Origin of the sequence: Staphylococcus sp. LKG4-2 (assembly GCF_050955665.1) — a bacterium.
In the GTDB taxonomy this organism is placed as follows: domain Bacteria; phylum Bacillota; class Bacilli; order Staphylococcales; family Staphylococcaceae; genus Staphylococcus; species Staphylococcus saprophyticus.
This window is the reverse complement of the sequence record NZ_CP194532.1, coordinates 842032-854301: the sequence shown is the minus strand read 5'-3', so window position 1 is coordinate 854301 and position 12270 is coordinate 842032. Positions and strand designations below refer to the sequence as shown.

11 protein-coding genes are annotated in these 12270 nt (G+C 33.7%); 6 read left to right on the top strand and 5 right to left on the bottom strand.

Features of this window, described 5'->3' with window-relative positions; translation table 11 throughout:
- Positions 1-24: 24 nt before the first annotated feature.
- The 5 genes from ACM6UH_RS03965 to ACM6UH_RS03945 all read right to left on the bottom strand — a co-directional run bounded on the left by ACM6UH_RS03965 (position 25) and on the right by ACM6UH_RS03945 (position 6124).
- On the bottom strand, positions 25-258 hold the full coding sequence (locus tag ACM6UH_RS03965) for a hypothetical protein (protein ID WP_011302547.1): 234 nt from the start codon (positions 256-258) through the stop codon (positions 25-27).
- A gap of 238 nt (positions 259-496) precedes the next feature.
- Positions 497-964, bottom strand: coding sequence for a DUF1641 domain-containing protein (locus ACM6UH_RS03960; RefSeq protein WP_002482553.1), 468 nt, complete (start codon positions 962-964; stop codon positions 497-499).
- Positions 964-3918, bottom strand: coding sequence for a formate dehydrogenase subunit alpha (fdhF, locus tag ACM6UH_RS03955; RefSeq protein ID WP_011302546.1), 2955 nt, complete (start codon positions 3916-3918; stop codon positions 964-966). Before fdhF ends, ACM6UH_RS03960 begins: the two co-directional genes overlap by 1 nt.
- A 320-nt stretch (positions 3919-4238) precedes the next feature.
- Positions 4239-5192: an LCP family protein gene (locus ACM6UH_RS03950; RefSeq protein WP_011302545.1), complete on the bottom strand. Its 954-nt coding sequence runs from the start codon at positions 5190-5192 to the stop codon at positions 4239-4241.
- Between the two features lie 140 nt (positions 5193-5332).
- Positions 5333-6124, bottom strand: a complete 792-nt coding sequence (locus ACM6UH_RS03945; protein ID WP_011302544.1) for an inositol monophosphatase family protein — start codon at positions 6122-6124, stop codon at positions 5333-5335.
- Between the two features lie 451 nt (positions 6125-6575).
- Here ACM6UH_RS03945 and ACM6UH_RS03940 point away from each other — a divergent pair, with 451 nt between their 5' ends.
- The 6 genes from ACM6UH_RS03940 (at position 6576) to ACM6UH_RS03915 (ending at position 12243) form a co-directional block, all read left to right on the top strand.
- Positions 6576-7268: a helix-turn-helix transcriptional regulator gene (locus tag ACM6UH_RS03940; protein WP_011302543.1), complete on the top strand. Its 693-nt coding sequence runs from the start codon at positions 6576-6578 to the stop codon at positions 7266-7268.
- Between the two features lie 216 nt (positions 7269-7484).
- Complete coding sequence (locus ACM6UH_RS03935; protein WP_048787451.1) at positions 7485-7814, top strand: hypothetical protein; 330 nt, start codon at positions 7485-7487, stop codon at positions 7812-7814.
- 97 nt (positions 7815-7911) lie between these two features.
- Positions 7912-8961: a MupG family TIM beta-alpha barrel fold protein gene (locus ACM6UH_RS03930; protein ID WP_011302541.1), complete on the top strand. Its 1050-nt coding sequence runs from the start codon at positions 7912-7914 to the stop codon at positions 8959-8961.
- A 5-nt stretch (positions 8962-8966) separates the two neighbouring features.
- Positions 8967-9854 (top strand): N-acetylmuramic acid 6-phosphate etherase, encoded by an 888-nt coding sequence (gene murQ / locus ACM6UH_RS03925; protein WP_011302540.1) that lies wholly within the window; start codon positions 8967-8969, stop codon positions 9852-9854.
- A gap of 72 nt (positions 9855-9926) precedes the next feature.
- A complete protein-coding gene (locus tag ACM6UH_RS03920) occupies positions 9927-11366 on the top strand; it encodes a PTS transporter subunit EIIC (protein WP_011302539.1) in 1440 nt (479 codons plus the stop codon).
- Position 11367: 1 nt separating this feature from the next.
- Positions 11368-12243: a MurR/RpiR family transcriptional regulator gene (locus ACM6UH_RS03915; RefSeq protein WP_047504431.1), complete on the top strand. Its 876-nt coding sequence runs from the start codon at positions 11368-11370 to the stop codon at positions 12241-12243.
- Positions 12244-12270 lie beyond the last annotated feature (27 nt).

The window sequence follows — 12270 nt, the reverse complement described above, 5'->3', positions numbered from 1 at the left end:
CGTGAAAAACTCCTCATCTTGCACTTATTTTGTTAATGTAACATAAGCAAATATAATAGCAATTAAAACTATTACAAATGAAATATTGATTATAATTTTCATCGCTGTTCGCTCTCTAAATAATGTATTAAATATGGTTAAGCTTATTGCAAGAGACGCAACAAACATGGTTATTGCCATTGCTATATTTAAAGTGATCAAAAATACTATACCAATCACTAATAATACATTTGAAATAATAGCTAAGATTTTTACCATTTTCGGGCTGATAAGACTTCCACTCCTTGCTATAAATAATTGATTAAAATTAATACCGACATTAGAAATTGTATCACATTTAGCTTTGTTTCAATATGTCATTTTATAAAACACAAAAAAGGAACGTGCTAGAAACCAAAATGATTATTTGATCTCTTATGCACATTCCTCGTTATTGAACTTATGAATTGTAACGCTCATTAAATATCTAATGAATTATGCCTTACAAGGCCCATGGTTAATCTCTAGACATACCTCTTAACATATTTAACATATACGTTAAACTACGGTTCATTTCATCGTCTTTCAAGATACCCATCAATCCAGTAATTGACGTTTTTTGATTTGGATTTGCCTTATTAGCAACACTTAATCCTTTGTTTACTTTATTTAACATTGTTGTTAAATCATCCACATTTAAATCACCAAGTAAAAATACAAGTGATGCCATGTTTGAAATTAAACCAGTGTATTGCTCTTTATTTAATTCTACAGCGAATTTATTGGCAATCACACCTCTACTCTTAACCGCACCAGACATTGCATCTAATAGCTTAGCATCGTCTAGTGTACTAATGATATTGATTGCTTTTAAAATGCTATCCTTATTAGCAACAATTGCATCTGTCACTTCAGTTAAACTTTCTTCCTTGAGTTCTGCTTCTGATTTTTGCATGCGTTTAATCTGTGTGATTCTCTCAGCCATTATCTATCCACCTGACTTCCTGGGAAAGTATAATCTTCACGCTTCCATTTATCTTGAACACGAACACTATATTGCGGTTGACGTTGCTTATTAACACGGAAGTTCGTAGGATTCAATGGTGATTTACCTCTACGTGTCTTCACTTCCATGCGACAACTTGTACGTTTATATGATGGTGTATCTGTATCTTTATCAACATCACTATTAGTTAATAGATTAATCGCACCATGATCACCATGTGCCATTGCATTGTTATTTAACGGAATATAAATTTCTTTGCCTTTTACTCTATCTGTGACATGTGCTACAAGCTCAACTTCACCCGTTTCAGAAATCAATTTAATTTCTGCACCTTCATGGATACCTCTATCCTCTGCAAGCTCTGGTGAGACTTCAACGAAAGCATTAGGTACTTTATATTCAAGTCCAGGTACTTTATAAGTCATATTACCTTCATGGAAATGTTCTAATAATCTACCATTATTTACATGCAAATCATATTCTTCATTCACTTTAAAGAAATTATCAAATGTTAATGGATAGAAATTAGCTTTCTTATCTTCAAAATTAAACCCTTCAAGATAAAGTATTGGCTCATCCGTACCATCTTCAGCTACTGGCCATTGTAAACTATTGTATCCTTCTAATCTATCATAATTCACACCAGAATAAAGTGGTGTTAGACGTGCAATCTCGTCCATGATTTGACTTGGATGTGTATAATTCCAATCATATCCCATTGCCTTAGCAACTGCTTGTATAATTTGCCAATCTGGTTTTGAATCACCTTTTGGTTCTAGTGCTTGGAACAAACGTTGGATACGACGTTCCGTATTCGTAAAAGTACCTGTTTTTTCTAATGATGGGCTTGCTGGTAACACGACATCTGCATAAGTAGCAGTGAATGTAAAGAACTCATCTTGTACAACTAGGAAACCAACTTTCTCTAAAGCAGCTTGTACAAAGTTAATATTAGAATCAACAATACCCGTATCTTCACCATATAAATATAATGAATCAATTTCGCCATTGTGGATACCTTCCATCATTTGATGGTTATCTTTTCCTACTTGTTTTGGTAATGTTTCACCATATTCACGTTCGAATTTGGCTCTAATTTCATCATCAGTCACTTTTTGATAGCCAGGGAATTGGTCTGGCATGCTTCCCATATCACTACATCCTTGTACGTTATTATGTCCACGTAAAGGATACGCGCCTGAACCTGGTTTTCTGTAGTTACCTGTCGCTAATAACAAGTTAGAAATCGCAGTCGATGTATCACTACCGATATCTTGTTGTGTAACACCCATAGCCCATGCTATAGAGACAGATTTAGCATCTGCAACTTGATGTGCAAAATCAATTAACGCATCTTTAGAGATACCTGTTGTTTCTTCCGCAAATTCCATTGTGTATGGCGCTAATGATTTGTAATATTCATCAAAATGATTTACCCATTCATTAATGAATGCTTTGTCATGTAAATCTTCATCGATAATATATTTTGTCACTGCTGATAACCATACTAAGTCTGTACCTGGTTTTGGTTGATAGAAATTATCAGCACGTTCCGCCATTTCATGCTTACGAATATCAAATACATTTAATGTATTATTATAAAGTTTATGACCACGTTTAATTCGTGACGCGATAACTGGATGTGCTTCAGCTGTATTTGTACCTATCAAGACAACCATATCAGCTATTTCAAGATCTTCAATTGAACCAGAGTCACCACCATGACCGACTGTTCTAAATAAACCTTTAGTAGCAGGCGCTTGGCAATAACGTGAACAATTATCCACATTATTCGTACCAATGACTTGTCTAGCTAATTTTTGCATTAAATATGACTCTTCGTTCGTTGCTTTGGATGATGAAATAAATGCTAAACCATCTGAACCATGAGTTCCTTTTACTTTATTAAAGTTTTCAGCTACTACTGAGAGTGCTTCTTCCCATTCCACTTCTTCAAACTGACCATTTTTACGCACTAATGGCTTTGTTAAACGTTCATCAGAATCAACATAATCCCAACCAAATTTACCTTTAACACAAGAAGAGATTTTATTTGCTGGTGATTCATGTTGTGGTTGCACTTTTAATACTTCACGATTTTTTGTCCAAACATCGAAAGAACAACCTACACCGCAATATGTACATACAGTTTTAGTTTTTTCGATGCGTTCCTCACGCATTGCCGCTTCTGAATCTGAAACAGCAAATAATGGACCGTATCCTGGTTCTGCTTTTTTCGTTAAATCAATCATTGCCGCTAATGAACCAGGTTCTAGGTCAGTCATATAACCTGCATTACCTTCCATATTAACTTCCAACATCGCGTTACATGGACAAACTGTTGCACATTGTCCACATCCCACGCAAGAAGAATCATTTATAGAAGTATCGTTATCCCATATAACGCGCGGTTGTTGACGTTCCCAGTCAATTGTTAAAGTCTCATTTACTTGTACGTCTTGACATACTTCCACACAACGTCCACACAGGATACATTGATTTGGATCATAACGGTAGAATGGGCCATAATCTTTTTCGTATGGCTTCTCTTTATATTCATATGTTTGATGTTCAAGACCCCATTGGTCCATCGTATTATGAATTTCACAATCACCATTGTTGTAATCACACACCGTACAATAAAGCATATGTTTTTCTAAAATGCGATCTAACGCTTCTTTTTGGCTGGCTTGTACTTTGTCATTTTGCGTATTAACAATCATTGGTCTATCAATTGTGGTACTACAAGCACGTTCCATTTTACCGTCGATTTCTACAGTACAGGTATCACATGTTTGGATAGGACCTAATGATTCGTTGTAACATATTGAAGGCACAAATGTATCTTGTGATTTAATAAACTGTAGTAAATTGGTTCCAGGTTCAACAAGATAATCTTTGCCGTCTAACGAGACAATCAAATGTTCTTGCATAGTCTTCACCCCTATTATATATTTTCGCCCATGTATTTAACTTCATAAGATGTTTTGTAACATTACATCTAAAAGCCCCACACTTTTTAAAATAATGTTAATACTATTGTATAGGTATTTTTCTCAATTGTTAAGGTATTTCATTATATTCTTTATTTTTTTATTAAATAGCACAATGTTTAACAGCGCTATGCATCAGATTCTATTCAATCTACAATCTCATTGATTATTAAAATAGCTTTTTTGTACTCAATTAAAAACGCGTGAAAAACCAATCTAATTTTTAAATCAGATTTGATTTCTCACGCGCTATTCTTATATTAAATACCTAAATTATCTTTTACGTTTGTCTCAATTTCATTTAATGAATTTTCACTAGGTACAAAGTAATATAGTCCGTCATCTTGAATGCCACCTTGGCCTTCTAATTGATGTCTATTTACATTGTCATTTGCATCTTTATAATTACTTCTTACTTTATTTAATTCACCGACTGATAAATCTGTCTTCACATTATCTTCAACATGATTCATTAAAGAATTAAAATGCGTAATAGAACTCACACTTGTAAGTTTATTGGCAAGGCCTTGAATAACAAGTTGTTGACGTTCTTGACGTCCAAAATCGCCACCAGCTCCATCTTCTTTACGACTTCTGATAAACGCCATGGCTTCTTTACCATCCATTTTAGACCGTTCACCTTCAGTAAATTGATAACCGTCATAAGAGAAAGTTGCGTTACTTGTTACTGTAATACCACCAACAGTGTCAATCATATCTTGCATACCATCCATATCAATTGTTGCGTAATGGTCAATCGGTACATTTAATAATTTTTCTAGAGACTTCACTGCCATGTCAGGCCCACCATATGCATATGCGTGGTTAATTTTTTCAGTTGTCCCTTTACCAACAATATCTGCTTGTGTATCTCTAGGTATACTAACGATTTCAGTTGTTTTCTTTTCTGGATTAACGGATAGTACCATAATCGTGTCACTACGTTGTCCACCGCCGTTAGCATTTCTTTCGGCATTAGAATCTACGCCAAATAATGCAATAGTAAATGGATCTCCATCATCCAAATTCACACTTTTATCTCTTAATGATGATTTATCTCTATCAAGAGGGTTATGGATAGATCCTCCAACAGAAAATATTTTATAGCCAAGATATATGACTGCAATTAATGCTAGCAGCACTAATATGCCTATAAACCACAAGAAAACTTTTGTCGGTAAGCCCATTTTTTTATTTTTTTCAGAACGATTCACTCTTATCATTCTCCATTTCTATGTCAATTTTCTACTCTATTTAATAATACATTATATAGTAATATAATAAATAAGACATAGTTCTTTAGACCTATTATTTATTTAATAAATAATAAAACTAAAACATTTTTTGTGATTTCCTAATTTTTATATCCATTACCTGAATTAAGTACATCTAACATATGTGTATGACAAGCTTTATTACTAATAATAAACGGACCTGCTGTTGAAAAATCTAACTTTGTATTATCCAATGTGGTCATTTTCAAGCCAAGTTCACTTGCAAATAAAAATTGTGCTGCTATGTCCCATGGCTTCGGATTCGTGTTGACATGTGCACCAAACTGACCTTTAATTACACGTATTGAATCTAGTCCACATGAGCCAATACAACGGTATCCAAATGATGCCTCGTTCAAATCTTGAATCGTTTCATCATTAATTACTAATGGATTATAAGAAATAATCGCATCTTTTAACTCGATATCTTCTGGCGATGATAATGGCTCGCCATTTACATAAGCTCCGAATCCTCTGACTGCTTTATAAAGTTTGCCATGTGGATAATCATAAATATATGACAGCATAGGCTCACCTTCTACAAAATACCCTAAGATAATACAATAATCTTCTTGTTGCTTAACTAAGTTGGTTGTACCATCGATTGGATCCATAATCCAAACATGACCTTCTTTAGCATTGATTTCACTATTAGACTTCTCTTCTGCAAATAACTGATGACTAGGATAATGTTCTTTTAAAAATGACTCGAACTTTTGTTGAATGGATTTATCTACATTGGTCACTAAATCAAACCTGTTTTTTTTAGTACTTGTAACCATATCATTGATTAACTTTGGAATAATGTCATCTAACGTATTAAACCAAGCATGAATTGAATCATCTATTTTAATAAGTTGTTCTTTTTCCATATGAGATACACCTCTTCATTTAAATAATATAAACCGAACCTATATACGCTATATAATTGTTTTATTTTATCACAGAATCCGCATTGAAATACATGTTATTTGGCTACGATTAAAATACAGTTAATCAAAATACCATTTATATACTCAATAATTACAAAATAAAACCGACTAGCGTCGCTAGCCGGTTAAATAGAAAGGAAAGTAAGTAATAAATATTGAAGATGTTTGATTAGTAACTCGAACAAATAGATGTTAACAAAACTATATGTAATAGCCTACCCCTTTGCCATCTATTCGCTACCCCTTTGTTACTAGTTATATACTAACATAACCTCCTCATAAATGTAAGCGTTTTCTTTAAATTTCTCGAAAAAATTTTTCTAAATGTCATCATTGTCACTTTTGTGATATAATAAATGTAATATGTAATCATTTGGGAGGTAACTTTCTAATGAATAAACGCGAAAGACAAAATAAACTTGTTCTAGCTATTCAAGAGAATAGACAGATTACTGCTTCAGAATTAGCGACGGATTTAAATGTATCCAAAAGGACGATTTTAAGAGACATTCAAGATTTAGAAGATCAAGGTGTTAAGATTTTGGCAAAACATGGTAAGTTGGGTGGTTACCAATTGCAAGAAACACCAAATAGTTATGAAATTGAGCTAACTGAAAACCAATTATCTGCTTTATTCCTAGTTTTGAATGAAAGTCAATCTTATTCAACACTGCCTTATAAAGAAGAAATAAATGCAATTATTAAAAAATGCTTAAATTTACCTTATACAAAAATGAGACGTTATTTAAAAAAATTAGATCGTTATATTAAATTTGATCATAGTGAACATCTCAATTTACCCCCTATATTCTCAGAGGTACTCATCTACTGTACAGAAAGAAATGTGATGGCCGTGGAATATAATAATCGTACTGATATTGTAACTGAAAATGTTATTTTCATTGGATTACTTTGTGATGAAGGACTTTGGAAGGCTGTCATTTTTGAAATTGGACTTGGTAAAACAAATGAAATCCCCATTGTTGATATTCATGATATTTCGTATTCTTTTGGCAAAACAATCAAAACACAAGATATTACCGTCAATAATTATCAACAATTTTTAAATCCAACTGAGTCCTAATGTTCAGTTGGATTTTCTTTATCCATATATTTAATAAAATATAATTATCTATACCTCCACTACTCAGTTAATTCTGTACTCTACTTCTTCTAATTAACCTACTTTTAGACACTACTAAAAACTTCATCTATAATTCTGCCATTGCATTGTAAAATTTTAAAAACCCTTCGCTTATTTATTGTTTATTATGCCACAATTTAACGAAAGGATGATTCTATGTATCACCTAGAATTTCACAACTTAGAAAAACGTATAACCAAGTTACTCAATTTAATCGAGATATATAAATTTGCTTATGTTACCAATCATAAAAAGAAACTTCAATATAAAGAGGATGTTCATGATTTTATAGAGCAAGAATATACTGAATTTAAACAAGATGCTTTGTATCAATTATCCCTTTTTCATTATAATTACTTTACTTTTTTAAGCAATCAAATGGAACAACCGCTCGACGAATTAACGATCGGCAATACCACGAAACATATCGAACTTATCCAACAACGTTTAATGCATATCCATCAAGTACTTTCCTATTATTTGTAATAAAATTTCATTTTAAATAAAAATAGAAATTCAAATTGTAATACTTTTTCATATGTTGTACAATGAAACCGATTACAGCATTAAAGGAGTGGTAAAAATGCATGGTTTTTCTATTTATCTTGGTCAATCCATCGATAAATCATATATAAGACGCATGGTTGATTTAGGATACACGACTATTTTCACTTCAGTTCAAATTCCTGAAGACAATGAGAATACTAAATATCGCTATTTGGGAGAACTTTTAGACTATCTATCAAACGATCAGCTGACTTATATGATTGATATCAATCCTTCATTGCTGAATCAATCTTTCTATCAATTCTTGAAGCAATATCAGCAGGCGCATTTTATTATTCGCGTAGATCATAGTACTTCTATTGATATTGTCAATGAAATTATTGAAAATGGATTCCAATGTTGTCTCAATGCCAGTATTGTATCCGAACAATTGTTGCAACAGTTATATACTCAGTTAAATGATTTTAGTTATATATGCTATTGTCATAACTATTATCCTCGTCCAGATACTGGATTAACGACAGATTTTGTTAACGCTCAAAATAAATTAATTTTGAAATTTAATCCTAATGCCAATATCTATGGCTTTATAGTTGGAACTACAAAACGTGGCCCACTTTATAGAGGATTACCAACACTCGAATGCTCGAGATATATGCACCCCCTTAAAAGTGCTCAACTATTACTAGATCAATCAGTAAACCATATCATGGTTGGCGATACACAAATAACACAACGATACGCTCATAAACTCATATCACTTTTAACACAAAGACATTTCACTTTATCTATCACATTAAAAGACTTACAAGTTAAATCCATATTATCAAAACGACATAGCGTCCGTATCGATAACCCAGCAAATGTACTGCGCTCACAAGAAGCACGTCATTATTGTCAATCAGATATAAAACCTCAATTTAATCATATCCGAAAAACAGGCGCTATTACCGTAGACAACCAACTCAATGGTCGCTATCAAGGAGAACTGCAAATTATCAAGACAGATTTACACCCTCACGAACATATAAATGTTGTTGGTCAAATTATTGACGATGATATACCGCTCATTGATTGCTTACGTCCTAATGATACCTTTGAATTTATTATACAAACAAGGAGCTGAAATTTATGAATAATTCTATGACTGAAGCAAGAAATGAAGCAACCATGCATTTAGATGAAATGTCCATTATACAAGCCTTAGAAACTATGAATGCTGAAGATCAAAAAGTACCCCAACAAATTCATGATATATTACCAAAATTAGCAGAAGTAATTAAAGTTACAACGGAACAATTTAAACAAGGTGGTCGCATCATTTATATCGGGGCTGGAACCAGTGGTCGTTTAGGTGTCCTCGATGCAGCAGAATGTGTACCGACTTTTAATACTTCAACTAATGAAGTTATTGGACTCATAGCTGGTGGACAACGTGCAATGACAGTAGCAGTTGAAGGTGCAGAAGATAGTGAGTCGCTTGCGCGTGAAGACTTAAAACATATACATCTAAATGAAAAAGATGTTGTTATTGGTATTGCAGCTAGCGGCAGCACGCCCTATGTTATGGGCGGACTCAAATGTGCTACAGAGATTGGAGCACACACAGTCGCTATATCTTGTAACACAAACACCAAAATAAGTGACCTAGCACAATATCCAATCGAAGTGAATGTAGGACCAGAAGTATTAACTGGCTCAACAAGATTGAAATCTGGAACAGCGCAAAAGTTAATATTGAATATGATTTCCACAATTACAATGGTAGGTGTTGGTAAAGTTTACGATAACCTCATGGTAGATGTAAAAGCAACAAACCAAAAGTTAATAGATCGTTCCATACGGATTATTCAAGACATATGTGACATTTCATATAATCAAGCGCAATCACTTTATGAATCCGCTGATCAAAACTTAAAAGTAGCCGTCGTCATGCATCTCTGCGATATTAATAAATCTGAAGCCGTTACTCGACTTAACGATAATAATCATATCATTAAAAAAGCAATACAGAATTAATTCACCACGATATCACTAAGCAAATTTATTCAAGAATGATTACCTGTATTCAATATAAGAGGAGGTTATATTATGACAAAAGAGCAAATATTAGCAGAACATATCATTGACGCGGTTGGTGGCATCGATAATATGGATAATATCATTAATTGTATGACTCGCGTTAGAATTAAAGTACTCGATGAAGATAAAATTGATTACGAACAACTAAAATCAATTAAAGGTGTTATGGGCGTAGTTAAAGATGACCGTGTACAAGTCGTTGTAGGGCCAGGAACGGTTAATAAAGTGGCATCTCACATGTCCGAATTAAGCGGTGCCCCTTTAGGAGAAACAATCAAACATAAATCGAAAGACTACCGTGCAAATGCCGAAGCACAAGCCCAAGCAAATAAATCTGAATTCCAAAGTAAACAAAAACGTGGTAAATTCAATAAATTATTAAAGACCATAGCTAATATTTTCATACCTTTAATTCCTGCATTTATTGGTGCGGGTTTAATTGGCGGTATCGCCGCTGTATTAAGTAACTTATTAGCAGCAGGACAAATTTCTGGCGAGTGGGTAACTCAACTTGTTACGGTATTTAACGTTATCAAAGATGGTATGTTAGCCTACCTCGCTATCTTCACTGGCATCAATGCTGCAAAAGAATTTGGTGCTACACCTGGTTTAGGTGGCGTCATCGGTGGTACAACATTATTGACGGGATTAACAGACAAAAATATGATTACTAATATTTTTACTGGTGAACCCCTTCAACCTGGCCAAGGTGGTATTATTGGCGTAATCTTTGCAGTTTGGTTACTCAGTATTATAGAGAAACGTCTACATAAAATCGTCCCTAATTCAATCGACATTATTGTTACGCCTACAATCACTTTATTTATCATTGGTTTGTTAACAATCTTTATATTTATGCCTTTAGCTGGGTTCGTTTCTGACGGACTTGTTACTGTGATTAACGGCATCATCGATATTGGCGGCGTCTTTAGCGGCTTTATCATCGGTGCATTCTTCCTACCATTAGTTATGTTAGGATTACATCATATGTTTACGCCTATTCACATTGAAATGATTAATCAAACAGGTGCTACTTATTTACTTCCTATTGCAGCAATGGCAGGTGCTGGACAAGTTGGTGCAGCGCTTGCACTTTGGGTAAGATGTCGTAAAAACACAACCTTAAGAGACACACTGAAAGGTGCTTTGCCAGTAGGATTTTTAGGCATTGGAGAGCCATTAATTTATGGTGTGACATTACCACTAGGCAAGCCATTCATTACTGCTTGTATTGGTGGCGGTATTGGCGGTGCAGTCATAGGTGGTATTGGTCACATAGGCGCAACTGCAATTGGACCAAGTGGTATTTCTTTATTACCTTTGATTTCAGATCATATGTATTTAGGTTACATTGCAGGACTACTCGTAGCATATGCAGGTGGTTTCATATTCACCTATTTCTTTGGTACAACGAAAGCTATGCGAGAATCTGATACACTAGGTGATTAAAATGACCAACGTACTTTATAAAATTGATAGCAATTATAATCAATTAACTAAAAGCGAGAAAAAAATCGCTGACTTCATACTAATTACACCGCATAAAATGATAAATATGTCTGTCCAAGATTTATCAAATGAAATTGATACAAGTACTGCATCCATTGTTAGATTTAGTAAGAAAATAACTGGAAAAGGATTTCAAGAGCTTAAAATCGCTATATCTCGTTATTTACCTAATGATGCAATTAACAATAATCATCTAGAACTTGTAGATAATGAATCTGTAGATACACTTAAAAACAAAATGTTATCTCGTGTCACTGATACGATGAATTATGTATCTAATCATATTGATGACCAAATGATAGATCACATATGCGATACGATGAAGCGTGCACGTACAATCTTTCTATTTGGCTATGGTGCCTCTCTCGTGATAGTGACTGACCTTTTCCAAAAATTATCGCGCATAGGACTTAATGTTCGTCTACTTCAAGAGACGCATTTATTCATGTCGACGCTAGCTACCCATGATGAACGTGATTGTATTATTTTTGTTACGAATCAAGGTAGTCATAGCGAAATGCAATCCATGGCAAAAGTCGCTAAAGATTATACGATACCTATTATTACAATTTCTAGTTCAAATGATAATCCAGTTGCTAAAATATCAGATTACACCATTATTTATGGCCAAACAGATGAAAATGAATTGCGCATGGCTGCCACGACATCTCTATTCGCACAATTGTTTACTGTTGATATTTTATATTATCGCTATATTGCCTTAAATTACCAAAGTGCACTGGATTCAATTACACAATCTAAAATGGCTTTAGATAATTATCGTAAGCATTTATCTACCATTCGGTTTAAACACTAATTACTTTTTACAAAAAAAACACTTTCC

Excerpts from the sequence above, each read along its gene's own strand:
- fdhF (WP_011302546.1), bottom strand. The coding sequence starts at position 3,918 with ATGCAAGAACATTTGATTGTCTCGTTAGACGGCAAAGATTATCTTGTT.
- ACM6UH_RS03935 (WP_048787451.1), top strand. The coding sequence starts at position 7,485 with ATGTATCACCTAGAATTTCACAACTTAGAAAAACGTATAACCAAGTTA.
- ACM6UH_RS03965 (WP_011302547.1), bottom strand. The coding sequence starts at position 258 with ATGGTAAAAATCTTAGCTATTATTTCAAATGTATTATTAGTGATTGGT.
- ACM6UH_RS03940 (WP_011302543.1), top strand. The coding sequence starts at position 6,576 with ATGAATAAACGCGAAAGACAAAATAAACTTGTTCTAGCTATTCAAGAG.
- murQ (WP_011302540.1), top strand. The coding sequence starts at position 8,967 with ATGAATAATTCTATGACTGAAGCAAGAAATGAAGCAACCATGCATTTA.
- ACM6UH_RS03915 (WP_047504431.1), top strand. The coding sequence starts at position 11,368 with ATGACCAACGTACTTTATAAAATTGATAGCAATTATAATCAATTAACT.
- ACM6UH_RS03945 (WP_011302544.1), bottom strand. The coding sequence starts at position 6,124 with ATGGAAAAAGAACAACTTATTAAAATAGATGATTCAATTCATGCTTGG.
- ACM6UH_RS03930 (WP_011302541.1), top strand. The coding sequence starts at position 7,912 with ATGCATGGTTTTTCTATTTATCTTGGTCAATCCATCGATAAATCATAT.
- ACM6UH_RS03960 (WP_002482553.1), bottom strand. The coding sequence starts at position 964 with ATGGCTGAGAGAATCACACAGATTAAACGCATGCAAAAATCAGAAGCA.
- ACM6UH_RS03920 (WP_011302539.1), top strand. The coding sequence starts at position 9,927 with ATGACAAAAGAGCAAATATTAGCAGAACATATCATTGACGCGGTTGGT.